Here is a 25,483-nt window from a genome sequence, read left to right as displayed (position 1 = left end):
GACTCATCCTTCCCGCCACGCGCTACGCGCGGGCGGAAGAGTCTGCAAGGAAAACCGGGCGTGCTGCCCGGCGAATGCGCGGGAGTACTACCGAGCAAATACACGGGAGTACTACGAAACCACGTGCGTCCCACCGGTTTTTGTTATACCCCACGGCGCGCGCAGCGCCGCCGGATGGATGAGCCCTTAGTCACTCCCATAAACGACGCGTGATGACAGATGCTCCGGAGCCGCTCCGATCTAAGTCGAGTGGTGTACTGCGTCACACTGGCGGTTTGAGCGGCTTTCTTTTGCCTACTTTTCTTTGCCGCTGCAAAGAAAAGTAGGTGCCGCCCCGCACAGGGGCAACACCAATATACCTACATGAAAACAAGGAAAGGCCCACACCCCAAAAAAACACCAATCACAACTTCAAATCGCCGACTTAAAACATATGCGTGACACCCGCACGCGACACGAATTGATTTTGCGAACTAGACGGATTGAACCCAGCAATCTGGGCATTCTGGGCCGCCCCTGCCGCATGCTGATACGCGGCCATAGCATACACCGATGTGCGCTTGGACAATCCATACTGCACGATCAAGTTCCCTTGATGATACTTGGGTTCCGTATCGCTCGCGTGATCGAGTCCCATGGTCAGCGTGTATCCCACGCCAATGGTCGCCACAGGCGTCAGAAAATATACCCCGGAAATTTCATAATTCTGGAAATGCAAGTCATGGCTGCGATTGCCGGACGAAAAATCGACATTCGAATAGTCCGCCATCAACCGGAAGCTTCCGAGCGTATAAGAGGCCCCCGCAGACAAAACACCCTGGTACCGAGCGTTCGCAAGCGCATTACCATAGATCACATTGACATAACCAGGCCCGCTGCTATACCCCGCAACGGCGGTAATGGGATTATTCACACGCAGATAGCCCACCCCGGCACTAAAAGCCGCGCCGTTATAAACGGCGGCCGCACTATACGACGCATCGTTCGAGAACTGTCCGGCCTGCCCACCGAACGAATAATGCCCCTCGAACTGGAAGCCGCCGATCACCGGGCTCGTGTACTTGATCGCGTTATCGACCGGAAATCCGTTATCCAGATTATCCATGTCGTTCGGATGCGCGAAGTACCACCCCCCATAGTTGCCGTTCAGCGTAAACGGCTCGATAAGATCGACAGCGGCGTCCCATTGCTTGCCAAAGCTCAACTGGCCATACTGCTCCGAGTGGAGACCCACATACGCGTTGCGCGAGAAAGCAAGGCCACCCATCGATCCACCCGACGCCGCATCAAAGCCATTCTCGAGCTTGAAGATCGCAGACAAGCCTCCACCAAGGTCCTCCGAGCCGCGCAGACCCCACTGGCTAGTCTGGCCAACGCCGCTCTTCATCTGCACGAGCGTTCCACCGCTGCCGGGCACGAGTGTCCCATCGGGCGAACTCGCAACGTTGCTGGCATAGTCGACGCCCATATCGACCACGCCGTACAACGTCACCGAAGACTGCGCCCAGGCTTGCGAGGCCGACATGGCCGTCAATACCGATGCGGCCAGTAACACTTTCATAAAGTCCCTCCAATAATGTCTCGTTGTTCACTATCTCGACAATCTTCACGCCTTGACTGATGCGTCGAGCGTCAGCTGTCGAAGCGCGGATCGCGATACACTTCCTGCCCGCCCAGCAACGTGAGCAGCACCTGCGTCTGGCTGATTTCGTACGGCGAAATCTCAAGGAGGTTGCGATCGACAACAATCAGGTCTGCATACTTTCCCGGGCTCAGGCTGCCCGTGCAGTCGTCGCGCCAAGCAGCGTGCGCGGCATGGACCGTGTAGCCACGCAATGCATCGTCGATGGCAATGCGATGATGGGGCGTGTGAGCGGGCGCGTCGGGACCTGCGCCGGGCTTTTGCCGGGTCACGGCCGTTTGCATGATCTCGAAGGGATCGAAGCCGGTCACGCCCCAGTCGCTGCTCATCATGCACGTCACGCCTTGCCGGACGAATTCGCCAACCGGGAAGATCCACTGGCTGCGTTCGGAACCCAGCATCGCGCCCGCGATTGCATCCATTTCCTCGTTGGGCTGCGCCCACAGCGTCTGGAAATTCGCCAGGATGCCCAGAGACCTGAAGCGCGGAATATCGGCGGGATTCACGACTTGCAGGTGCGCGAGCTGGTGCCGCGCATCCCATCGTCCGTTCTGACGCGCCGCGTATTCGATCCCGTTCACGGCCGCGTGCACGGCTCCATCGCCGATGGTGTGCACATGAAGCTGGAACTTCTCGCGGTCGAACGCGGCGAAGTACTCGTTGATCTGCTGCTGGCTGAACATCAACGCAGCATTTGCGCCGTTATCGCTACGCGGCTCGAGCAGCACCGCGGTGCCGTTTTCCAGCACGCCATCGAGAAAGAATTTCGCCGAGTGCAGGCAAACGCGGTCTCCCCGGTAGGTCTCGCGCAAGTCGATCAGCTCCTGCAACTGCTCGTCGAGCGGTTTGTGCGCGAAGATCTTCGAGGTTGCGCGCACCCGCAGCGTCAGGTCGCCCCGGTCGTGCGAAGCCTGGTAGTTCCGCATGTAATTGCGGTTGACCATCGCATCGAGCACGCCCGTAATGCCGCGACGATTGAATTCCCTGCTGTAGTGCTTCATCGCCTGCAGGTATTCGTCGTCGGTGTAGCCCGGCGCGATGCGGTTCATGGCCCAGATCGCATCCTCGACCAGCCAGCCCTTGGGGCTGCCATCCGCAAGACGCAGATAGCTGCCGTTCTCGGGCTCAGGGCTGCCCGGCTTGACCCCCGCGAGCTCGAACGCCGCGCTATTGGCCCAGCCATTGTGGTAATCGCAGGCGAGCATCAGCGCCGGCCGCCCGCCCGTCACGCTGTCGAGCCGCTCCTTGGTGAGCACGTCCGGGCCGAACAGGCTCGGAGAAAAACCCACGCCGCGAATCCATGCCCTCTCGGGATGTCGCTCGGCGAACTGCCTGATGGCAGCGAGCAGTTCGTCGAGCGTCGTGGCGTCGTACAGCGCCGCATTGTGGTAGAGATCGGCGCTGCTCAACTGGAAGTGCACGTGGGTGTCCTGCAAGCCGGGCAGCACCATGCGCCCTTGCGCATGGACGCGGCGAGTCCTCGCATTCGCGAGGCGCTCGACTTGCGCGTTGCTGCCTAGTGCAACGATACGGCCTTCGCGTACCGCGATGGCTTCTGCGCGGGGCAAACTGCCGTCCATCGTGTGGATATCGGCATGAGTGATGATCAGATCGGCGGGCTGCGCCATGGTAGCTCCAGATAAGGGAAGTCAGGGCAGACGCGCTCAATCGTTCTTCAGCTGCGACCAGAGCCGGTTCTGCAGACGCATGATCTCGGGCGGGACGGGCTTGTTGGCGACGAGCTTCGCGAACACCGGCGGTGGCGGGAACACTGCCGGATCGGCTTTCACTTCCGGCCGGATCAATGGCTTCGCGGAGGGGATGGTGCTCGGATAGGAGGTGTCGTTGGTCAGGTTGGCCGCTTCCTTTTGCGACAGCACGAAGTTGATGAACTTGAGTGCCGCGGCCGGGTGAGGCGCATCCTTCGGAATCGCCAGCATGTCGAACCAGGTAGCCGTGCTTTCGGTGGGGATCACATACTTGATGTGATAAGGCTTGCGCGCAGCCTCGGCGCCAAGGCGCGCGGAGTTCACGTCACCCGACCAGCCCAGCGAAAGACAAATGTCGCCACCGGCAAGGTCGTTGATGTAGCTCGTGGAGTTGAACTGCGTGATATAGGGACGAACGCGCTTGAGCAGTTGATAAGCCGCTTCATAGTCGGCGGGATTCGTCGTGCTCGGGTCCTTCTTCAGATAGATCAGCGCCGTTCCGAACGCGTCGACGGGCGAGTCCAGCACCGAGATTCCGCAGCTTTTGAGCTTCTGCGCGTTCTTGGGATCGAATAGCAACGCCCAGCTATCGAGCGGCGCATTGTTGCCGAGCGCGGCCTTCACTTTCTCGACGTTCATGCCAAGCCCGTCGGTTCCCCATTGCCATGGAACGCCGAATTGATTGCCCGGGTCGTCCTGCTCGAGGAGCTTCAAGCTTGCAGGATCGATTAGCGCATAATTCGGCAACTTCGACTTGTCGACCTTCTGGAAGATGTTGGCCTTGACCTGCCGCGCCCAAAAGATATCGGACGGCACGACCACGTCGTAACCTGAGTTGCCCGAAAGCAGCTTGGCCTGCAGCGTTTCGTTCGAGTCGAACTCCTGGTAGACGACCTTGATGCCGGTCGCTTTCTCGAAGTTCGCCACGGTATCCTTGCCGATCGAGTTGCCCCAGTTGTAGACGTTGACAACCTGATCGGCCGCCTGCGCCGCCGGCATTGCGCATGACAGGAGACCACCGGCCGCCAGTGCCGCGCAACCCGCCTTGAATCGCCCTACGATTGTTCCAGCCACTTGCCTCTCCTCTGTCTATGGATCGTCACGCTCAACGCCTGAGCGAGCGCATGGGTGCAGAATTTAGCTCGCGAAAATCGGCGAGTCTGTCCTGCTAGAGAGGTGGACAAGGGTATTTACGGACGCCGGCTTCACGCGCGTGAAAGCCGAATCAATGCGGAAGCGCGGCGCTCCGCCGGTATGGCGGGGCCGCTGAGTGACTGGGTACGAAACGGGAAATCGGGGTGCGGCGTTGCGGTTAATCCGCGTTGGCCGCCCAGGCGAACAGTTCGCTGCGATTGCGCACGCCGAGCTTGGCGAACGCACGCTCGACATAGGTCTTCGCCGTGGAGAGCTTGATGTCGAGATGGTTCGCGACCTGCGGCACCGACCAGCGGCTCAGCAGCAGCTTGCAGAGCTCGAGTTCGCGCTCCGACAAGCGGATGTTCGCGCGCAGAAGATGGGCGTCGAAGCCCTCGTCGGGTGCCGTGGGCATCGCGGCTGTTGCGTGCCGGCGCTCGCCGTATGTGCGCACGTGCGACTCGAACATCGGAAACAACATGTCCGCCAGCCGGCGCACATGGAAGAGTTCGCCCAGGCCGAATGCGGCCCGCCCGCGCGAGCGCGTCAGGGACAGCGCATACTGGCACTTCGCGTCCCCGTGCACGAGCATGCATTCCTGCGCGATCCGCGGCTCGTCGAAGAAGCGGCGGCGCAACTCACCCTCGGCAATGCCGTCGACGTGGCGCTGCAGCAGCAACGTGCCCTTTCTGGCTCGGGCCTGCTGGTTAAGCGGATCGTCGCGCCAATAGTGCTGGTAGTAGACCGCCATCAGATTCGACACGTCCGCGTACTGCGGCCCCCAACTGCCGAACCACTCTACGGCATACCCCGCAGCGCTGCCGGCGCACGGACGCCACCGGTCGAGATGCAACGCGTCGATCGGGATTTGCTCGCTGATGAGCGCCCCTACGGCGTCGGCAAACCCTGCCGTGCCCATTGCGCTGACGACCGCACCGACGGTCGCCGGCTGGACCTCGATCATGGCGTTGCCGCGTTCGCAGGGAACGGAATGGGCGATGGGCATGGGCGGATCCTCGAAATCGGCGCGACGCAGTCGCAATCCCGCCATCGCACCGGGGCGCGAAGGCCGGATTGCCATCGATCAGTTTTCAAAAATGGAAGGACGGCAATAAAGGTAGCGGACCGTCGTGCTCCGGTATGCCCTACTTGAAGTAGGGCAAGACGCGATTTCTCGCGGTGCGCAAGGTCTTGGTGATTCGCAACCGCATAGTCCGGTTGAGGGCGTGCAAAGGCTTGCGGCGCGGGCCGCACGAGCACAGCCCCACCTCACGTCCGCGTAATCGAAACGCCCCCATCGACCAGTGAAGCCGTGCCCGTCACAAAGGACGAATCGTCGGATGCAAGATAGAGCGCCGAACGTGCGATCTCCTCGGGCTTCGCGACGCGCTTGAGCGCGTGCAGACCCGTCACGAACGCCTGCGACTCAGCCGAATCGTTCATGCCGCGATACATCTCCGTATCCACCGCGCCCGGAAGAATAGCATTCACCCTCACACCTTGCGGCCCATACTCAGCCGCAAGCGCTTGCGTCAATCCAATCAGCCCAGCTTTACTCGCCGCGTAGGCCGCACTACCTGGGAATGCGAACGAATAGCCCACGAAAGTCGAAGTGAAGATAATCGACCCGCCGCCGTGCTTGAGCATTTCCGGAATCTGATGCTTGGCGCCGAGAAACGCGCTCGTCAGGTTGGTCGCGAGGGTCGCCGACCAGCCCGCTCCCGAGATTTCCGTGGAGGGCCCCATTTCACCTAGCGTCCCGGCATTGTTGTACGCGATATCCAGCCGCCCGAAGCGGTTGACGGCAAGCGCAACGAGCGCCTTCGCGAAGTCTTCGGATTGCACGTCGCCGGCCAGCGACACTGCCGTGCCGCCTTCGCGAGCGATCTCCGCTACGAGTTGCTCGAGCTCGGCTTCGCGGCGCGCCGCCACCACCACCTTTGCGCCCTCCGCGGCGAACAACTTTGCGGCTGCGCGGCCAATACCCGAGCTCGCGCCGGTGACGATAGCGACTTTTCCAGTCAAGCGTTCCATGTTCAATCTCCAGATCAATGCGGGGCCGGTGCCCGATGCGCCGGTTCCGTGAGACCCACTTTAGAATTCTCTTCCTGTTACAGAAAGACCCTAAACATGGCGTTATCATTCAGCTTTTATGAATGATAGGAGCCTGCAATGGACCGGCTGCGCGCGTTCGAGGTCTTCGTGACCGTGGTCGACCGCGGCGGCTTCGCGCGCGCGGCCGACGCGCTCGACACCTCGCCCGCGAACGTCACCCGTTACGTCAACGAGCTGGAGGCCCATCTCGGCACGCGCCTGCTCAACCGCACTTCGCGCAAGCTGTCACTCACGGAGGGCGGCGAAACCCTTTATTCGCGCTGCAAGACCATCCTCGACGATGTCGCCGAAACGGAAGGACTGCTCTCGGCAACGTCAGTTGAGCCGCGCGGACGGCTGCGGATCAATGCGCCCTTGAGTTTCGGGATCTTGCATCTGGCGCCGCTGTGGCCGCGATTCATGCAGCGGTATCCCGAGATCGAACTCGACATCGCGCTGATCGACCGCGTCGTCGACATTGTCGACGAGGGTTTTGACCTGGCCATCCGCATCTCGCGCTCCGGCACGACCGATCATGCAGCCCGCAAGCTGGCAACGTCGAAAAACGTCCTGTGCGCTTCACCCGATTATCTGAACGAGTGGGGACATCCGGCGATGCCAGCGGACTTGCTCGCGCACCGCTGCATCGGCTACACGCACGCCGCCACGGGCAACGCGTGGCAACTGATAGACGGCAACGGCAAATCTCATACGGTCGAAGTCAACTGCCGCATGCACACCAACAATGGCGATACGGCGCGCGCGGCGGCGCTGGCCGGGCGCGGCGTGATCTGGCAGCCCACGTTTCTGATTGGCGATGACCTGCGTGCGGGCAGGCTCATCCGCGTGCTGCCGGAATATCGCTTGCCCGATATCGACGTGCTTGCCCTCTATCCGAGCCGTCGCCACGTGAGCGCAAAGGTGCGCGTGGCAATCGATTTTCTGGTCGACGCGTTTGCGGGCGTGCCGCCATGGGACAAGGCCTGATCTGCCGCGGGCCATGCAAAGTCGAGGGGCGGCTGGCCGCATTGGCGCACCGCCATCGCTGCCAATCCGCCCCATCATCCGCACCGCAATAGCCGATCCGGGTCAGGCAATCTTCTGCGCTTGTTCCTTTGCCAAAAGACGTTGCGCCTGATGATCGCCGCGACCTGCCTCCTGTGCGGTCTGGACCGACGATTCCGCTGCTTCGGCGAGCGCGGCGCGTGCGGCGCTGCTGATGTTGACCGTATAGGACGTCGATGGCGAACCGGACTGCGCGGGCGCAGTCGCGCTGCCCGATTGCGAGGCCGATGTCGGTTTTGTTGCGCTCGCCGTCTGTTGCGGCTGCGGACCCGCACCCGATGCCGCGACGTTCGCCGGCTGGTTGCCAACTGCTTGTATGGACATGTATTGCTCTCCAATGGTTATTGCCTTACCACGGCATATCCTTTATCGGCGCGCCGTCTTTATGCTTTAAAAGAATATTTTTTGTAACAGTGCCGTGGCTTAAGGCTGCCATCAGTTTCTCTTCAGCGATTCGATTTAGCAGTGCGGAAGATCGATCGTGCCATGGGCCACCGGCTTGCCCCCATCGTCGTAGAATGGTTGAGGGGTGGCAACATGAAACGTGGACAGATTGCCGGGTTACTGTGCTGCGCACTGCTTGCCGGTTGCGTATCGGCGGGCGTCGAAGTGACCCCCGAACAGATGGCGAACTTCAAGCCTGGCGTGACGACGCGGCAACAGGTGGTCGCCGCGCTCGGCCCGGCTTCGGTCGAGAGCGCGCTGGACGACGGCTCGACGCTGCTCGTCTACACGTACGTGACCTCGCGGCCTCACCCCGAAACCTATATTCCGTTGATCGGGTCGTTGGTTGGCGGCGCCGACACGCACTCGCAAGCCGCCGTGTTTCTGTTCGATCCGAACGGCGTCCTCAAAAGCGAAAACAACGCAGCCTCGAACGTGGGCACAGGCATGACGAGCGGCAAGAGCGCCGCGCAGCACAGCGCGCCGCCGGCCAGCGCCGAGCCGCCCTCCTCCGTGAACAAGAATGTCCAGCCGCCCGCCGTGCAAAGCGTCGAGCCGATTCCCGGAGAAAATCTCCAGCTGGAGCCGCAAACCATTGTCTCGCCGCCAGCAGAGCAGAGTGCGCCGCCCAGTCCAGACAAATAGCGATCGAGGCCGGCGGCAAGCTCCCGCATTGCGGCCGCAGCCGCAGCGAAACGGCGCTCGTGGAACTGAACGGATCGGTGCTGCGAAACCGTGAGACCGCCGGGTTGGCGATACGGCTCAGTCCGGCCGGCAAGCACCGCCTTCTTGCTCTACCAATCTCCCAATTAAATCACGTCAACGATTAGTAACATCGACAACGCGACCAATCCTCAGCTTAATCGATGCGTAAGCATGGCATCCTATAATTACTCAATAAATTAGGATGTCAAATAACTAATCGCACCGTTCACGCGCAGCGCTTAAGTTATCGTCGGACAATATACGCCGCTTCTCCCAGTCGTTGCTAATGCAGTCAATGGCGAACCCGCCGAGGGAGTCCACCGTGAACGCCCCACTCGATCGTAGATGGGCTTTTGCAGGCCCGCGCCTTTGTACGAATCGCCCAATCAAACTGGCAGCTCGAATCATCTCAGCCGCGTTATGCCTCAGTGGTGGCTATGCTTTTGCAGCTTGCGAGCAGGAAGCGGCGGCACTCTGCGCCGATGGCATCCCACGTTGCCTGGCGGATGCAGCGAAATCTGTCGAGCAAGCCGCCAACGATTGCAAATCACCCGAGGGCAGATTTCAGAATGCCTCGTTGTGGCAAGCGACCCCGCAATTCTTCGACAACGCACCGCATGAGCGTGTTTTTTGGCGGTGCGTGGCCCGGCAATGCGACGCCCCCCAGGAACCCGGGAAATGAAGCGGAGAGTTTGTATCCGCTGAACGCTGCACTTTGCTCCAGTCGCTTACCGAATATACCGCCTTGCATCCGTGCGCTCACAACACGAGTGGCTGCGGGGGGATCGGTCGCTGCGCATTGATAGCTGTCGATTGCGCAACGAAAAGGGAATCATCGCCCAATTGGGTCGCACGATGCCAATCGCACAGCTAGCGCCCCAACCAGACGAATGCCATCGCGCCGTACGGACCGCCATCCCGGAACATTCCGGCGATGAGCAAGCCGTCGACGCGAACCTCGACAATCTGGCGCACATCAGTTGTCGTATTGGCTCTGGGCGTTGTAGCTTATGCCCTTGGAACTCCAGAGCAGCTCGATATTGCGATTGCCGCCCCGGCCGCGAGTGCAGTGCTCGCGGTGCCGCTCGACAGCACCGGCCAGACTGTCGTTGGGCCCGCCGCAGCCGTCATTGGCGGCGCGGTGTTGATCACGCTCTGGGGTGTGCCGATCTGCTTGCCGGTTGAATCGTACAGGGTCACCGTATAGAGCTCGTACTGAACCGGCAGGTTCGAGGCCGCGATCGACGCGGATCCATACCATTGCCCAAGATTACTGGTCGGCGCGATCAGCTTGCCGCCCGACAGCATCGGTTGCCACGACCACCGGTAGTAGCTCGTGTTGCCGCTTGTCTTCTGGCCGCCCGTCGGGGGCGCGGTGAGGCTACTTTCGCCGCTGATGTTCGGGAATGTCCCGCCCGGGAAATACGCCAGGGTCGTGACTCCCGTAATGGTGGTGCCTGACGCACTGATCCCTGGGTGTTCAGTCTGAAACTTGCTTACCCCGTATTCCAGGTACCCAGCGTCGATCGCCGACGAACACGCCGAGGTGGTGCCCGCGAGGCATTGACCCAGTTGCGTGAGCAGCGTGCTGAGGTAGCCGACCGGGTAAGGTGGCGGGCTGAGCACGGTCGCTGTCGAGGTGCTCTGGCTGAGCGGGACGCTCACCCCCATATTGGCAATGCTCATGATCTGAAGTCCGCCTGCCGGCGACGGGGTGACCACGACAGAATCGATCACGGCATCGGCGCCGGTGTGATTGGGCGTGAACGGGCCGGATATCGGATCGAACGAAGCGTTCAATCCGTTCTGCGCCAGAAGCTTGGCGAGGACCGAATTGAGTGTGGACGTTGCCGATGTCACGGTTGCAGCCGTCACCATTTTCGTGAGCGCGCCGGTAGCAACGAGATCAGCCGGGTTGCCATCGCTCGTGAGCTCCGCGCTCACGGCCGTGGTGAGCGGCGTCACATTGGTGATTAGGGGTGCGCCTGAGGGGGCCAGCCGGCTCGGTGAGCGTCGTGACCACCGAGTACATCGGCAAATTCGTCCCGCTCGGGTCGTTGGCCACGATGAGCAGGGGCGGGGTCAGGCCGGAGAGGGAGAGCGTATAGTTTCCGTTCGAACTGCTCGTGGTCTGCGCGTTCTTGCCGGTGGAGTCGACGATGGTCAGGTTTGCGCCGCCGAGCGGGTCGCCGACTGCCACCACGCCATTCATCGTGGTGGCGTTCGATGTGGTCGATCCCCCACCTCCTCCACCACCCGCCACCAGGATAGCTGCGCACGCGGTTAGGGCAATGCCTTGAACGAGCGCTATCGCTCAAGGGATGAGTGCAGGCGCAACGATATGGGCTTGCGTTGCGCGCCTTGCCTGCAACGACTTTGGTGCGAACGCGAGCCCTCTTCTTTATGAACTGAAATCTATCAGTCGTCCTGCCAATACGGTTTTAATCCAGGGCCGCGCCATGCGCGCATGGTGCGGATAAGCGTTCTAGACAATGCTGTCCAACGCCTTGGCGAACCTGGCAACCGCGCTTTCGACGTCATGCAGTTTTTCCAGGCCGAATAATCCCACGCGGAAGGTCTTGAAATCTGCAGGCTCGTCGCATTGCAGCGGAACGCCGGCCGCGATCTGCAAGCCGGCATCGGCGAACTTCTTGCCGGATCGTATGCCATCGTCGTCCGTGTAGCAGACCACGACGCCCGGTGCCTCAAAACCTTCGGCCGCCACGCTTCTGAAACCTTTGCCAGCCAGGAGCGAGCGAACGCGCTCGCCGAGTTCGAGTTGCTCTGCTCTCACCTTGTCAAGGCCGTATGCCTCGGTTTCCTTGATCACGTCGCGCAGCGTCGCGAGACTGTCCGTGGGCATCGTGGCGTGATACGCGAACCCGCCGTTCTCATAGGCTTCCATGATCTGCAGCCATTTGCGAAGGTCGCAGGCGAAGCTGGTACTGGTGGTTGCCTCGATTCTTTCGCGGGCGAGCGGGCTGAGCATGACCAGCGCGCAGCACGGTGACGCGCTCCAGCCTTTTTGCGGGGCGCTGATCAGGATATCCACGCCGCTGGCCTGCATGTCGACCCAGACCGTGCCGGAAGCGATGCAATCCAGCACGAACATGCCGCCAACGGCATGCACGGCGTCGGACACCGCGCGCAAATACGCATCGGGCAGCATCATTCCGGACGCGGTTTCGACATGCGGCGCAAAGACCAGATCCGGCTTGTTATCCCTGATCGCGGCAACCACTTCTTCGATCGGGGGCGGTGCATAGGCGGCCTGCCTTCCTTGTTCGACCGGACGCGCCTTCAACACGATCGATTCAGACGGAATGCTGCCCATGTCGAAAATCTGCGACCAGCGGAAGCTGAACCAGCCATTGCGGATGACCAGACACTTCTTGTTGGTCGCGAACTGACGGGCAACGGCTTCCATGCCGAAAGTCCCGCTGCCTGGGACGACAACGGCCGACTTCGCGTTGTAGACCTTTTTCAGCCCATTGGAAATGTCGCGCATGACACCTTGAAAGCGCTGCGACATGTGATTGAGCGATCGGTCGGTGTAAACCACTGAATATTCGAGGAGTCCCTCGCGGTCGACATTGGGAAGTAAGCCCGGCACGTTCGCCTCCGGTAAAAGATGAACAAGGGAATCAGGGGCAGCAGCATTTGTGACCCGATACCGCCACAACCAGGCAACCAGGCTTTTTCCCTGACGAAAACTGATTCTAACGAAAGCTGCCTGCAACCTGGGGCTAATTTTTATGGGGCATCTGGCGCACACATGACACTGGGCGGCCACCGAACGCAGCAACCCACCTGCGGCAAACCAACGTGTGCAACGACACGACGCCAACCGCTGATACGCCTGGCGATCGACGCCATTGACTTTCCAGGCGGGTGGCCGCGTTGGCGCGACCGATCACTTTGAGCCGCTATAACCTTACCACTTACCAATATGCTTATCCCCGGCTTTCAGCGTGGAAACGATTCTTACGCAGTGTTAAACTACCCCGCACTCCGCACCCGACCGACATGAACCCTCGCGCCCGCACACGAACGACTGCATGGCTCGGCCTGATCGCCATGTAGCTCATCGTGCTCGCGCCGCTGGTCAGTCAACTGGTCGGCGCCTGGCGCGAGCACCAACCCGTCGCTGCGCTTTGTTCCACGACGCTGGATGCCGGCGTGAGCCAACACGGCTCCCCGGCCGGGGCGCTGAACGCATGCGGGTATTGCGATCTGCTCACCACGCACGCGAGCATGCCGCCGGGCCCAGCCGTCTTGCTGCCCGTTCTCACCCTCGTCGCCGTCACGGCCGTTTCCGCGCTGTCCACCAGTTTCACACCGCTTGGCGCCTTCCCATCGGGACGGCCGCGCGCGCCTCCAGCCTTGCGCTGATATCCCCGGTTCCGTCTGTTTTGCACTGCGCGCCCGCGAGGCGTGCGGGTGATCACGCACGCGTTCGCGCTTGCCGTGCACCCGCTCGCTGATCGCCCCTCGGCACGCCCGCTTTAGCCGGGCGTGGCGGGCTCGCTCGCACAGACACCCGTACACGACATCGCTGCAATACGGTCCGTTTCGGCCCGCGGCACCGGCCGCCGGCTGGCCGCGCCTTTGCCGGATGCCAGCCACAGACCGTCACTCGACGCCGCCTGAACGCGCGGCGCGTCTGCGTACGTCCGTCGTTCGCACAACAACTTCAATCAACCGACAAGACCATCATGTTTCAGCCCACTCGAGTTCGCGCCGCCATTTCGGGCGCCATTGCCCTTCTTGCCTCGCATGCCTGGGCGGACGCCGCCGACCCTGCCGCGCCCGCTTCCGAAAACACGTTGCCTCCCGTGGTCGTGAGCGATCGGAGCGCACACTCGCTCACCTCGCGGAGCGTGACGGACGCGAAGCGCGCGCTCGACGAGACAGCAGGCTCGGTCGGCTTTGTCGATAGCAGTACGTACGAAAACACCTATGCGTTTACGCTGCGCGACGTCCTGAAGGATGTGCCCGGCGTATTCGTGCAGGACCGCTACGGCCAGGAGTTGCGCCTGTCGATTCGCGGATCGGGCATTGCGCGCAGCTACCACACGCGCGGCCTCGAGATTCTTCAGGATGGCATTCCCACCAACCTGGCCGACGGCAGCGGCGACTACTATCAGATCGACCCGCTCGCGCTACAGGCCGCCGAGGTCTACAAGGGCGGCAACGGGCTCGCCTATGGCGCCTCGACACTCGGTGGCGCGATCGACTTCCTCACGCCAACGGCTTATACCGCCGAGGCGCCCAACATCGTGCGCCTCGAAGGTGGCAGCTTTGGCACCGTGCGCGGCAGCGCCCAGTTCTCGCGCGTGATGGGACCGCTCGACTTCATCGCCACGTTTTCTAGCGACCATTCCAGCGGCTATCGCGATCATGCAACCGGCAACTACCAGCAGTTCAATGCCAACATCGGCTATCGCTTCAGTCCCACGCTCGAAACGCGCTTCTACGTGGGGGCCTATGTCGTGAACCAGTTGCTGCCCGGCACGCTCTCGCTCTCCGACGCGCTCAACAATCCCACCAAGGCCGCGCCAAGTGCCGTCGCCGGCGATCAGGCGCGCAACACGCGCACGGAGCGCATCGCAAACCGCACCACGCTCAAGCTCGACACGGGCGAGCTGACCTTCGACACCTGGGCCATCCACAAGAGTCTCTATCATCCGATCTTCCAGGTTCTCGATCAGGACGGCTGGACATATGGATTCGCGCCACGCTACACGGCGAAGCTCGATATCGGTGGCATGCGCAACGACATCATCGCCGGTGCACGCTTTTTTGGCGGCAACACCCAGGCGCGCCAGTACGTCAACGTCTCCGGCGAACGGGGTACGCAAACGCTCAATGCGTCCCAGAACGCCTACAACTACGAGGCGTATCTGGAGGACCGCTTGTTCGTTCTGCCCACGGTCGCGCTGATGGCGGGCGTGAAGGCGCTGCGCGACGTGCGCGAGTACGTGGATCACGGCGGGCTCGCAGCGGACCCCACGTACAAGTCCACGAGCGAGACATTCAGCGGCCTGAATCCGAAGCTCGGTGTGCTCTGGCAGCCGGCACGCGACATTCAGGCATTCGCCGACATCACGCGCAGTCAGGACGTGCCCGACTTTACGGACCTCACGCAGACCTTCGGCAGAACGACGCGCTTCACGCCGCTCGCCTCGCAGCATGCCTGGACCGTCGAGCTCGGCTCGCGCGGCACGCATGATCGCGTGAGCTGGGACTTCACGGCGTATCGCTCGCTCGTGCGCGACCAGTTGCTGCAATACACGACCGACCCGAATATTCCCGCCTCGACCTTCAACGCCAACAAGACCGTGCTGCAAGGCATCGAAGCAGGCGTGTCGGTCGATCTGCTGCGCGATATCGCGCGGCGCGGCGCGGGCGACAGGATCACGCTCTCGGGCCTGTGGAACCTGAGCGACTTCCGCTTCAAGGACGACCCGCAATACGGCTCGAACCGCATCGCCGGCGTGCCCGTCAACGTGGTGCGTGCTGCGCTCGGCTATTCCCGGCCCGATGGCTTCCATATCTCGGCGTCGGTGGACTGGGTGCCAGCGGGCGCCTGGGCCGACGACGCCAACACGCTGCGCGTGCCCGGCTACACCCTGCTCGGCGTGCAGGCGGGATGGGACTTCCGCAGCGGCCTGTCGGTCTATATCGATGCGCGCAATCTCACGAACCAGCGCTACGTGAGCGACATCAGCACCGTTGCCAACGCGCGGACGGCCTCGACCCCGATCTTCTATCCGGGCGAGGGGCGCAGCATCTTCGGTGGCGTGCGCTACGCGTTCTGACGCTCGCGCAGGCTCGACGCAAGCCACGGATGCGGACACCGATGCGAACGCCGTTCGCGTTCGGTGGCCGCGGCGGGCGCGGCACGCAGCGACGCGTGCTACGTGCCGCGTGCTACGTGCCGCGTGCTACGTGCTACGTGCTACGTGCTACGTGCTACGTGCTACGTGCTGTGTGCTGTGTGCTGCGTGCTGTGTGCTGCGTGCTGCGTGCCGCGTGCTGCGTGCTGCGTGCCACGCCACAAGCGCTCGCCTCGCGGCTAGAAGGTAGATGGGCGATGCACCAATGCGGCGCGCAAATGCTACCCGCCGCCGGGCGCGGTATGGCCCAGCACCGCCGCGAGCATCAGCACGGCGACGAGCAGCTCCACGGTCACTTCACCTTGAAGGTGTAGTGCCCCTGCGTGCGGTGCCCGTCATCGGCCACGGCGACCCACGAGACCGTATAAACGCCCGGCGTCAGCGGATTGAGCCCCACGGACATGTGCTTCTTGTTCGACGGGTCGACAACGGCCTTGCCGCTGTTGACCGCACTGCCCTTCGCGTCCGTGACGGTAATCGAGCTGAACGCGGGCTCGAGCCCGTCGTCGAAGTCGATCGCGACCTCCTTCTGCGATACCGGGACGGTCGAGCCAGCCCCTGGCGCCTGATGGGTCGGGTAGGCATGCGCGTGCGCGAGCTGGCAGGCAGCGATCAGGATTGCGGCAACGGCGCCGCGTGCGGTGGTCGTGTGCAGTTTCATGAGAAGCGTCCTCCTGGGTCAGAACAGCGGCTTGCCGAGCGAGTTCGGGAACATGTCGTCAAAGTAGAGATGAGCTTGCACCAGGATACCCGTATGCGTGCCGGACGCGTGATTGACGGGTATCTGTGCCTCGACACCGAACTGCCCGTAGCGGTTCGTCCAGAGCAGGCCCGGGTTGATCGTACCCGTCGTCTGACCGGCGCACGCGCCCGCCGTGCAGGTGCTCATCGGGAATTCGACGACCGGAATCAGGTTGGCGAATGGCTGTGGCAGTCCGAGGTCCTTCACCTGCTGCTGCAGGTAGGGAATGCTGTACTGCAGCGTCAAGCCCCAGCCCAGCGAGTTCGGCCCCTGGTCCGACGATGCGGTCGTCAGGTTCGGGCCGATCGTGCCGGTAATGGCGAACGGCCGCAGATAGCCGAGCGCGTCAGGCAGGTCGCCGAAGCCCTTGCCGAAATAGGCGGTCGGCGTAAATGTCGAAAACGAGCTTCCTATCGATTTGGCGCCGGTGCCGCCGAGCGTAGCAAGCAGCCCGACCGATGCCATGAACTCGTGTTGCGGGTTCGCGTAGACGAGGTATTTGACGCCAAGGGTCACGTCATCCCAGCCCTTCGCATTGCCGTCCGGCGAGTTCTGGCTCACGTAGTCGCTCGCGACGCTGAACGCGAGGTTCTTCGTGATCAGCTTGTCCCACTCATACGACACCGTGTTGACGTTCATGTCGTTGCCGTTGCTGTCTAGCGTCTTGGTGTGGTTGTACTGCAGGTTGAATTCATCGCCGACGCCGGGGTCGTCGACCGCCATCGTCGCCGGAAAGACCCGGTCGCCGACGACCGCGTGAGCGGATGCGGTGGAAGAGGCCGTGAGCGACGCGATTGCGCTCGCGGCGAAAAGCGCGGCGCGCACGGGCGCCGCCTGCTGTCTGAAAAGGTTGAGCATGGTTGTTTTCTCCAGTTGTCGTGGGTAGCCGTCGCGCGCGTGCGCGAGCAGCGGCCGCCTGCGCTTTGCGCAATGCGGCACCCGGTTGATGGCACGACGGATCAGGAGAAAACGGGAGGCGCCCGGGGTTGCGCCGCGGTGTGAGCGAAGGCGGCGCGAACTTCGGCCCACGCCTCTGGCGCGGACACACGCACGACCAGCAGCGTGACGGCAAGCGCTACCGCACCGCCGGTGAGCGCGGGCACGTGAGCGAGGAGCCCGCAGTATGCACAGGCTTGCCAGTGCGGTGCCGCCGAATGCGCCGGCGTGCCATCGTGGCCCGCCGGATCGGCTGCGCTCTCCACCGTGCAGTAGGTGGCAAGCGCGTTGCTCAACTGCTGATGCGACGCCAGCACCTGCGAAACCGCCGGCGCGAGCGTGGCCATCAGGATTGCAAGCAATCCAAGCAGGCTGCCGAGCTTCTGGAGACGGACGCGGAACATGGCGCGCGCGGTGTGAGGAGGTGGGATGGAGACGGTGAATTATGGCACGCAACGACCGCGCCAGACAGGCAGGGGCGTCTGATAGGCGAGATCAGCCTCCAGCGCTAAATCGCAAGCGAGTTGGCCATCACAAACTCCCGGATCTTTTCGTAAGCTATTCGTATGGATTGCAAAGGGAATAGCTGTTTCTTCGCGCTGGTTTTCCCCTCGCAGTTGACGCGCCAGGCATGCGGCCGTTACGCTTGCGCGCTGATGGTTCCCGGCGACGGGATGAAAAGGGAACGCAGTAGAGGCGCACGCCTTCAGTCTGCGGCTGCCCCCGCAACTGTGAGCGGCGAGTCCGTGCCGAAGGAGGCCACTGGGAAACCGGGAAGGCCGGCACGAGACGACGACCCGCGAGCCAGGAGACCTGCCATCGACCGAGGTCCAAGCAGCCGCAACGGGCGGGGTGTCCCGGCGCGCCAGCACCGCCGCAAGCGGTTGCCCGTTGCAAGGACAGCCCGACCTCAGGATCTGTCTCATGTCCACTGTTATCGAAACCGTTCCGGTGCAGGGAGCGCTGCGCCGCCGCGTCGCCGGCATTTACATCGTTCTCGCAGCATTCAATATCGGCGCCTGGATCTGGGCCTTCATCGCGTTCCATGCGCACCCGCTGCTCTTGAGCACCGGCCTGCTTGCCTATGGTTTCGGACTGCGTCACGCCGTGGACGCCGACCATATCGCCGCCATCGACAACGTCACGCGCAAGCTGATGCAAGACGGCCAGCGGCCCGTGACCGTCGGCTTCTTCTTCGCGCTCGGGCACTCCGCCGTCGTGCTGATCGTGGCGGCGGCCGTGGCCGCGACGGCTGCGGCGCTCGAAAGCCGTGTCGAGGCCTGGAAGGACATGGGCGGCCTCATTTCCACGAGCGTGTCCGCGCTCTTTCTCTTTCTGATCGCCGCGATGAACATCGTGATCCTGCGCGGCGTGTGGCGCGCGTTCGGCAAGGTGCGGCGCGGCGAACCCTATAGCAACGACGATCTCGATCTGCTGCTCAACAGCCGCGGGCTGCTGGCACGCCTGTTCCGGCCGCTGTTCCGCCTGGTGTCGAGACCGCTGTGGATGCTTCCGCTCGGCTTTCTGTTCGGCCTGGGTTTCGATACGGCAACGGAAGTGAGCCTGCTCGGCATTTCGGCTAGCCAGGCTGCGCAAGGGGTGTCGATATCGGTCGTGCTGGTGTTTCCCGTGCTGTTCGCCGCTGGCATGTCGCTCGTCGACACGACCGACGGCGTGCTGATGCTCGGCGCGTACGACTGGGCGTTCGTTCGCCCCATCCGCAAGCTCTATTACAACCTCACCATCACGCTAGTCTCGGTGCTCGTTGCGGTGCTGATCGGCGGCATCGAAACGCTCGGCCTGGTTGGCGACCAGTTCAACTTTAAAGGCGCGTTCTGGAACGTCATTGGCACGCTCAACGACAATTTCAATGATCTCGGCTTCGTTATCATCGGCGTGTTCATTCTGGCGTGGCTCCTTTCGTTTGCCATCTACCGGATGAAAGGCTACGACGAGCCGCCGTATTGAAGCGGAATATGGGTGGATCTGGTTCGACGGTTGTGTCTGCGGTGGACGGACATCTCCGCTGCGAACGACCAGGGCAGCAGATCGAACGGCCCTTGCCCAGGAACTCGAAACGCTGCTTCAACGGCAGCTTGCCAAGCCAAGGCGGTTTAAACAAAACGAAAAAAGATCACTCATAGTGATCTTTTTTCAAGAACGGCAAACCGGGGGCCGCCGAGCCGCAAGCGCTATTAGCCCGCGTGGCGGCTGTTCGGCGGCGCGTCTCGAGCAGCATCTCCAGCGCAGGGGCCTTGCCTTCGGCGATGGTCTTCCTGGCGTCGAAGCGCCCCCGCAGGACGCGCCTTCACCACCGCTCAGTCGTAAAGCACCGCAGCGATCTTCGGATCGGTCATATTGGTCTTGTCGTACCAGTAAAAGCCCGTGTCGACTTTCTTGGGCAGCTTCTCGCCCTTGAGCGCCTTCACCGCGGAATCGACAACGCACTTGCCGATGCCGACCGGGTTCTGCGTGATCGCGCCCGCCATCAACCCAGAGGTGATGTCGTCCTTTTGCTCCTTGCCGGAGTCATAGCCAATGAGCACCAGCTTCTTGCCCGACTCCTTCACGCCGATCGCCGCGCCCTCCGCCGAGCCTTCATTGGCGCCAAAAATGCCCTTGATGTTCGGGTTGGCCTGAATCATCGCCTTGGCGATTTCCGCCGACTTCAGGTGGTCGCCGCCGCCGTACTGCACGGAAACGATCTTGATGCCCGGGTGCTTCGTCTTCATTTCGTTGAGAAAGCCGTCACGGCGATCGATACCCGTGCGGCTCGTCTGGTCGTGCACGATCACGCCGACTTCGCCTGAATCGCCGATCATCTCCGCCATCTTGTCGGCGGCTAGCGCGGCGGCAGCCAGGTTATCCGTTGCGCACGTCGTCAGCGGAATGTTGCTGTCGACGCCCGAGTCGAACGCGATCACAGGGATCTTCTCGGCCTGTGCGCGCTTGAGCAGCGGAATGGCCGCCTTGCTGTCGAGTGCGGCAATGCCGAGCGCCTGCGGCTTCTTGGCGAGCGCGGCTGAGAGCATGTCGATCTGCTTGTCAACCATGGCTTCCGTTTCCGGGCCTTCGAAGGTGATCCTGACGTTGTGCTCCTTCGCCGACTGCTCCGCGCCCGCTTTCACCGCTTGCCAGAACTGATGCTGGAAGCCCTTCGAGATGAGCGGAATGTAGGGTTCCTCAGCAAACGTCGAAGCGGTCACCCCGACGAGCGCGCCGACTCCGATCACGACACTGATGAGTTTTCTTTTCAACATGGGGTTTCTCCTCCAAAGGTAGGGCATCAGCCCCGCTTGCGCCGCAAGATATCCGCGTAGACAGCGAGGATGATGATGAGGCCCGTCACCACGATCTGCCACTCCTGCGCAACCGACATGATGCGCAAGCCGTTGGTCAGCACGCTCATGATGAAAGCACCGATGATGGTGCCGAGTATCGTGCCCGAGCCCCCGCTCAACGACGTGCCGCCGATCACGACGGCCGCGATGGCTTCCAGTTCGTATCCCTGACCGAGCGCCGGTTGCGCCGAGTTCAGACGCGATGCGATAAGCAGTCCTGCAATGCCGCAAATCGAGCCGCCCAGCGCGTAAATCGCGATCTTCCAGCGGTCGACATTCACGCCGGACAGGCGCACGGCCTCTTCATTGCTGCCCAGCGCGAACGTATAGCGGCCGAGCGCCGTGCGATTGAGCGTGATCGAGCTGACGATGGCGAGCAGGAACAGGATCAGCACCGCGTTCGGCACAGGCACGCTCGGCAGGAAGTAGCCGATCAGCGAATCCTGCGAGATCATGTAGAAGTTTTCGGTGTCGGTGAAATAGATGGGCTTGTCGGCCGAGACCACGAGCGACAGCCCCTTGAGCAGCAGCATCATGCCCAGCGTGGCGATGAACGGCGGGATTTTCATTTTCGCTGTCAACGTGCCCGAAATGGAACCGCACAGCGCGCCCGTTCCAATCGCGGCGAGCACGCCGGTCCACATCGGCAGATGCCAATAGCTGAGAAACACGCCGCAAATCACGGCCGTGAAGGTCATCAAGGTGCCGACGGACAAATCGATGCCGCCCGTGATGATGACGAACGTGCTGGCAATCGCGAGCACGCCATTGACGGCCGTCGCCTGCAGGATGCCGAGGATGTTGTCGATCTGCATGAAAGCCGGCGACGCGAAGCTGAAAAAGATCAGCATCAGGATCAGGCTGGCGAACGCGAGCAGCTTTTGCAATGCAGTCGGCGAGAAAATGCGCGCCCTGAAGCCGGACGGCCGTTTCTGGTTGGACAGCGCCGCAGTATCCGATTGCAATGTCATGGATTCAACCTCTCGAGGCTCATGCCGCTTTCATGCCGATTTCATGCTGCTTGCAGGGCTTCGCGCTGCGTCGCGAGATGCATGATGCGCTCCTGCGTCGCTTCGCTCGCGCAGAGTTCGCCCGTGATACGCCCTTCGCACATCACGACGATCCGGTCGCTCATGCGCAGAATCTCCGGCAGTTCCGACGAGATCATCACGATCGCCTTGCCCTGCCCGGCAAGCGCGCGCAACAGCTTGTAGATTTCGCTCTTGGCGCCAACGTCGATGCCGCGCGTCGGCTCGTCGAAAAAGAGCACGTCGCAGTCGCGCTCCAGCCACTTCGCAATGACGATCTTCTGCTGGTTGCCGCCGGAGAGCAGCCGGACCGGTTGCGTCGCGGAAGGCGTGCGAATGGCGAGCAGATTGATGAAATGCGACGCTGTCTTGCGTATCTGCGTGCGACGCAGGAACAGGCGCAGCGAAAGGAATTTGCCGAGGTTGGACATCACGATGTTCGATTCGACGTCCATGCCGGTCGCCAGTCCATAGCGCTTGCGGTCCTCAGAGAGATAGCCGATGCTGCGCGCAACGGCGTCGCCAGGCTTCCTGATTGCGGCCTTCACGCCTTTCACGAAGATCTCGCCGGATTCGATCGGGTCCGCGCCGAACACGGCGCGCGCGACTTCGGTTCGGCCGGCGCCCATCAGCCCGGCAAAGCCCAGTATCTCGCCTTTGTGCAGCGTGAAACTCACGTCCCTGACGAGCGGACCGGCGTTCAGATGCTTCACTTCGAGCGCGATTTCGCCCGCGTGTGCGGGCCCCTGCCACGGGGCGATATCGGCGAGCGTTCTGCCGACCATCATGCCGATGATGGCCTGCACGCTCGTATCGGCGGTGCAGACGGTGGCCACGTATTCGCCGTCGCGCAGCACGGTCACGCGATCGGAAATCTGCTTGAGCTCGTCCATCTTGTGCGAGATGTAGATGATCCCGACACCGCGCGCCTTCAACTGGCGAATGATGCGAAAGAGCTCGCCAATCTCAGCGTCGTTGAGCGCGGACGTTGGCTCGTCCATGATCAGCACGCGCGAATCGAACGACAAGGCCTTGGCGATCTCCACCATCTGCTGGCTCGCGACCGTGAGCGTGCCGACCACGGTGCGCGGGTCGAGATGGACGTGCATGCGCTCGAGGATCGCGCGTGCGCGGGCATTGAGCTTGTCTTCGTCGAGGAACAGGCGCAAACGCCCGCGCGGCTCGCGGCCGATGAACATGTTCTGCGCGACGGTCAAATGATTCATCAGTTGGAGCTCCTGATGAATGATGCCGACACCCGCGGCCTGGGCCTCACGCGGGCTCGCGAACGCAACGGGCCGGCCGTCATAGAGAATTTCGCCGGAATCGCGGCTGTACACGCCGGCGAGAATCTTCATGAGCGTCGACTTGCCCGCGCCGTTTTCTCCCATCAGCGCGTGCACCTCGCCCGCCGCGAGCTCGAATTGCACTTCGTGAAGCGCTCTCACGCCGGGAAAGCTTTTGCTGAGCTTGTTGACGGAAATGAGCGGAGTCATGGGCGTTTCTTGTGAAACAGCACGAAAGTGGTTGAACCACTGGCATTGCCTGACGTAAGTCTAAGGCGCGAAAAGATCAGGCCGTTCTTTCGCGGACCGCTGCAACTGCGCGACCACCTGGTCGAGATGGTCGTGCATCGCCTGTGCCGCCGCGTCGGCGTTGCCGGCGCGAACGGCGTTGAAGATCCGTTCGTGCTCGTCGAGCGTGTGCGCGAGCCGCTCGGGACTTGCCAGCAATTGCCTTGCGCGATCCAGCGCGTTACGCGATACCGCGACGATTTCTTTCACTCGCGGCAAGTTCACCGCGTCGAGCAGGATTTCGTGAAACGCCAGATCGAGCACATGAAACTCGAGACGCTGCCCATTCCCGGCCACCTTGCGCTGCGCTTCGAGATTGCTGGCCAGTGCATCGATCGTGGCCCGGTCCTGCATTAGCGCGACGCCGCGCACCGTTTCGACTTCGAGTGCGCTGCGGATAAACAAATGCTGGCGAATATCGTCTAGCGCGATCGGCTTGACGCGCGTGCCGCGCTGCGGCAACACCTCGACGAGACCCGCATGGGCGAGCCTTGCCAACGCGGCGGAAACGGGAAAGCGCGATACGCCCATCCGGTCGCAGACCGCCAACTTGTCGATCATCATTCCCGGTTCCAGCGCGAGCGTCACGATGGCTTCTCTCAACGCCTGCTCAACCGCGTCGGTCAGGCTGCCGCGTTCGCCATCCTTGATCTTTTGCAGTGCGACATAAGGATTGCCGGCGGCATTCGCTGCATCGTATGAAGAGCTCACGGCGCGCTTGATTTCCAGAAGACATGCTAGCATGCTAGGAAGCGAATCTAGTGTTGTCAACGCGTGCTAACGCCTGGTTCCCCCGCTGGGAGTTCAGATGACCACCATCACAAGGCTGTCCGTTCGCGATATCCGCTTTCCCACATCGCGCTCGCTCGATGGCTCCGACGCAATGAACGCCGCGCCGGACTACTCCGCCGCTTACGTCACGCTCGAAACCGATTCTCCAGACAAATTCACGGGTCACGGCCTCACATTCACGATCGGGCGCGGCAATGAGGTCTGCGTCACGGCCGTCAATGCGCTGGCGCCGCTCATCGTTGGCAAACATCTCGAAGACATTGCCGCGAATATGGGCGCGTTCTGGCGCGCATTCACATCGGACAGCCAGTTGCGCTGGATCGGCCCGGACAAGGGTGCGATTCATCTGGCCACGGCCGCTGTCGTGAATGCGGTGTGGGACCTGTGGGCGAAGTCGGTTGGCAAGCCGGTGTGGAAGTTGCTCGCCGACATGAGCCCCGAAGAACTCGTGCGCTGTCTGGATTTTCGCTACGTGACCGATGCGCTTACGCCTTACGAAGCGTTAGCCATGCTGCACCGCCACGCGAAGACCAAGGGGGTGCGCGAAAAGGAAATGCTCGCGCAGGGCTATCCCGCCTATACGACCTCGGCGGGCTGGCTGGGCTACGACGACGAGAAGATCCGGCGTCTCGCGCGCGAGGGTGTCGCGCTGGGGTGGACGCATTTCAAGCAGAAAGTAGGCGCCAATCTCGACGAAGACGTGCGGCGCGCGCGCATTCTGCGAGAGGAAATTGGCGAGAACCTGAAGCTGATGATGGACGCCAACCAGGTGTGGGACGTGGATGAAGCGATTGCGAACATGCGGCGGCTCGCGGAGTTCGATCCGTGGTGGATCGAGGAGCCGACTAGCCCAGACGATATTCTCGGGCACGCGGCGATCCGCCGGCGGCTGGGATCGATTGGTGTTGCGACCGGCGAGCATTGTCATAACCGCGTGATGTTCAAGCAGCTGTTGCAGGCGCAGGCGATCGATTTTTGTCAGGTTGACGCTTGTCGATTAGGTGGGCTGAATGAAGTGATCGTCGTGTTGCTGATGGCGGCGAAGTTTGGTGTGCCTGTTTGCCCGCATGCGGGCGGTGTCGGGTTGTGTGAGTATGTGCAGCATATTTCGCTGTTCGATTATATTTGTGTTTCGGCTTCGCTCGAGAACCGGGTGCTCGAGTATGTCGATCATTTGCATGAGCATTTTGTTGAGCCTGTTGTGATTCGAAATGGGCGGTATATGGTGCCTCTGAAACCGGGTTATAGCATCGAAATGATGCCGGAATCGCTCGATAAGTTTGTTTTTCCTGATGGCGAAGCCTGGCGGGTGAAGTGAGTTTTTTTGATGGTGTGATTTCTTGGTTTTTTTGGTGGATCTGAAGATGTTGGCCTTTCC

At 62.0% G+C, this 25,483-nt stretch carries 22 protein-coding genes and 1 riboswitch; of the genes, 6 read left to right on the top strand and 16 right to left on the bottom strand.

Features of this window, described 5'->3' with window-relative positions; translation table 11 throughout:
- Positions 1–424: 424 nt before the first annotated feature.
- From EYW47_RS24295 to EYW47_RS24275, 5 genes are all read right to left on the bottom strand, one after another.
- Complete coding sequence (locus tag EYW47_RS24295) at positions 425–1,561, bottom strand: porin (protein ID WP_133197382.1); 1,137 nt, start codon at positions 1,559–1,561, stop codon at positions 425–427.
- Between the two features lie 71 nt (positions 1,562–1,632).
- Positions 1,633–3,270 (bottom strand): amidohydrolase, encoded by a 1,638-nt coding sequence (locus tag EYW47_RS24290; RefSeq protein WP_133197381.1) that lies wholly within the window; start codon positions 3,268–3,270, stop codon positions 1,633–1,635.
- Positions 3,271–3,306: 36 nt separating this feature from the next.
- A complete protein-coding gene (locus EYW47_RS24285; RefSeq protein ID WP_133197408.1) occupies positions 3,307–4,350 on the bottom strand; it encodes an extracellular solute-binding protein in 1,044 nt (347 codons plus the stop codon).
- Positions 4,351–4,663: 313 nt separating this feature from the next.
- Positions 4,664–5,491, bottom strand: coding sequence for a helix-turn-helix transcriptional regulator (locus tag EYW47_RS24280; protein WP_133197380.1), 828 nt, complete (start codon positions 5,489–5,491; stop codon positions 4,664–4,666).
- Positions 5,492–5,754: 263 nt separating this feature from the next.
- Positions 5,755–6,519, bottom strand: a complete 765-nt coding sequence (locus tag EYW47_RS24275) for an SDR family oxidoreductase (protein ID WP_133197379.1) — start codon at positions 6,517–6,519, stop codon at positions 5,755–5,757.
- A 138-nt stretch (positions 6,520–6,657) separates the two neighbouring features.
- Between EYW47_RS24275 and EYW47_RS24270 the strand changes: the two genes are divergently transcribed.
- The gene (locus EYW47_RS24270) at positions 6,658–7,566 is read left to right on the top strand and encodes a LysR family transcriptional regulator (RefSeq protein WP_133197378.1); all 909 of its coding nucleotides are present in this window, start codon (positions 6,658–6,660) and stop codon (positions 7,564–7,566) included.
- 102 nt (positions 7,567–7,668) lie between these two features.
- Here the strand turns inward: EYW47_RS24270 and EYW47_RS24265 are convergent, their stop codons facing one another.
- Positions 7,669–7,968 (bottom strand): hypothetical protein, encoded by a 300-nt coding sequence (locus EYW47_RS24265; protein WP_133197377.1) that lies wholly within the window; start codon positions 7,966–7,968, stop codon positions 7,669–7,671.
- 213 nt (positions 7,969–8,181) lie between these two features.
- Here EYW47_RS24265 and EYW47_RS24260 point away from each other — a divergent pair, with 213 nt between their 5' ends.
- Positions 8,182–8,733, top strand: a complete 552-nt coding sequence (locus tag EYW47_RS24260) for an outer membrane protein assembly factor BamE (RefSeq protein WP_133197376.1) — start codon at positions 8,182–8,184, stop codon at positions 8,731–8,733.
- Positions 8,734–9,801: 1,068 nt separating this feature from the next.
- Here EYW47_RS24260 and EYW47_RS24255 read toward each other — a convergent pair.
- From EYW47_RS24255 to EYW47_RS24245, 3 genes are all read right to left on the bottom strand, one after another.
- Positions 9,802–10,737 carry a hypothetical protein gene (locus EYW47_RS24255; protein WP_133197375.1) on the bottom strand — a complete coding sequence of 312 codons (936 nt, stop codon included), beginning with the start codon at positions 10,735–10,737 and terminating at the stop codon, positions 9,802–9,804.
- Positions 10,700–10,993, bottom strand: a complete 294-nt coding sequence (locus EYW47_RS24250; RefSeq protein WP_133197374.1) for a peptidase associated/transthyretin-like domain-containing protein — start codon at positions 10,991–10,993, stop codon at positions 10,700–10,702. The genes EYW47_RS24255 and EYW47_RS24250 overlap by 38 nt, the downstream gene beginning before the upstream one ends.
- A gap of 285 nt (positions 10,994–11,278) precedes the next feature.
- The gene (locus EYW47_RS24245; protein ID WP_133197373.1) at positions 11,279–12,406 is read right to left on the bottom strand and encodes an aminotransferase class V-fold PLP-dependent enzyme; all 1,128 of its coding nucleotides are present in this window, start codon (positions 12,404–12,406) and stop codon (positions 11,279–11,281) included.
- A gap of 476 nt (positions 12,407–12,882) precedes the next feature.
- Here EYW47_RS24245 and EYW47_RS24240 point away from each other — a divergent pair, with 476 nt between their 5' ends.
- Both EYW47_RS24240 and EYW47_RS24235 read left to right on the top strand, forming a co-directional pair.
- Complete coding sequence (locus tag EYW47_RS24240) at positions 12,883–13,185, top strand: DUF2946 domain-containing protein (protein WP_338117840.1); 303 nt, start codon at positions 12,883–12,885, stop codon at positions 13,183–13,185.
- A gap of 323 nt (positions 13,186–13,508) precedes the next feature.
- A complete protein-coding gene (locus EYW47_RS24235; RefSeq protein WP_133197372.1) occupies positions 13,509–15,614 on the top strand; it encodes a TonB-dependent receptor family protein in 2,106 nt (701 codons plus the stop codon).
- 370 nt (positions 15,615–15,984) lie between these two features.
- Here EYW47_RS24235 and EYW47_RS24230 read toward each other — a convergent pair whose 3' ends face one another.
- The 3 genes from EYW47_RS24230 to EYW47_RS24220 all read right to left on the bottom strand — a co-directional run bounded on the left by EYW47_RS24230 (position 15,985) and on the right by EYW47_RS24220 (position 17,774).
- The gene (locus EYW47_RS24230; protein ID WP_133197371.1) at positions 15,985–16,353 is read right to left on the bottom strand and encodes a copper resistance CopC family protein; all 369 of its coding nucleotides are present in this window, start codon (positions 16,351–16,353) and stop codon (positions 15,985–15,987) included.
- A gap of 18 nt (positions 16,354–16,371) precedes the next feature.
- Complete coding sequence (locus tag EYW47_RS24225; RefSeq protein WP_205710144.1) at positions 16,372–17,292, bottom strand: hypothetical protein; 921 nt, start codon at positions 17,290–17,292, stop codon at positions 16,372–16,374.
- 101 nt (positions 17,293–17,393) lie between these two features.
- A complete protein-coding gene (locus tag EYW47_RS24220) occupies positions 17,394–17,774 on the bottom strand; it encodes a DUF2946 domain-containing protein (RefSeq protein WP_133197370.1) in 381 nt (126 codons plus the stop codon).
- Between the two features lie 236 nt (positions 17,775–18,010).
- A riboswitch (cobalamin riboswitch) is annotated at positions 18,011–18,205 on the top strand.
- Positions 18,206–18,294: 89 nt separating this feature from the next.
- Here EYW47_RS24220 and EYW47_RS24215 point away from each other — a divergent pair.
- The gene (locus EYW47_RS24215; protein ID WP_133197369.1) at positions 18,295–19,338 is read left to right on the top strand and encodes a HoxN/HupN/NixA family nickel/cobalt transporter; all 1,044 of its coding nucleotides are present in this window, start codon (positions 18,295–18,297) and stop codon (positions 19,336–19,338) included.
- 350 nt (positions 19,339–19,688) lie between these two features.
- Here the strand turns inward: EYW47_RS24215 and EYW47_RS24210 are convergent, their stop codons facing one another.
- The 4 genes from EYW47_RS24210 to EYW47_RS24195 are packed head-to-tail and all read right to left on the bottom strand — an operon-like array spanning position 19,689 to position 24,057.
- Entirely contained in the window at positions 19,689–20,630 is a 942-nt protein-coding gene (locus EYW47_RS24210) for an ABC transporter substrate-binding protein (protein WP_133197368.1), read from the bottom strand.
- 26 nt (positions 20,631–20,656) lie between these two features.
- Positions 20,657–21,682, bottom strand: a complete 1,026-nt coding sequence (locus EYW47_RS24205; RefSeq protein WP_133197367.1) for an ABC transporter permease — start codon at positions 21,680–21,682, stop codon at positions 20,657–20,659.
- 41 nt (positions 21,683–21,723) lie between these two features.
- Positions 21,724–23,235 (bottom strand): sugar ABC transporter ATP-binding protein, encoded by a 1,512-nt coding sequence (locus EYW47_RS24200; RefSeq protein ID WP_133197366.1) that lies wholly within the window; start codon positions 23,233–23,235, stop codon positions 21,724–21,726.
- Between the two features lie 60 nt (positions 23,236–23,295).
- A complete protein-coding gene (locus EYW47_RS24195) occupies positions 23,296–24,057 on the bottom strand; it encodes a GntR family transcriptional regulator (protein ID WP_133197365.1) in 762 nt (253 codons plus the stop codon).
- 64 nt (positions 24,058–24,121) lie between these two features.
- Here EYW47_RS24195 and EYW47_RS24190 point away from each other — a divergent pair, with 64 nt between their 5' ends.
- Positions 24,122–25,423 (top strand): L-fuconate dehydratase, encoded by a 1,302-nt coding sequence (locus EYW47_RS24190; protein ID WP_133197364.1) that lies wholly within the window; start codon positions 24,122–24,124, stop codon positions 25,421–25,423.
- Positions 25,424–25,483: the final 60 nt, after the last annotated feature.

The organism is Paraburkholderia silviterrae, assembly GCF_004353915.1.
Classification (GTDB): Bacteria; Pseudomonadota; Gammaproteobacteria; order Burkholderiales; family Burkholderiaceae; genus Paraburkholderia; species Paraburkholderia silviterrae.
Note: the sequence above shows the minus strand (reverse complement) of the source record. Positions and strands in the feature narration are given on the sequence as shown.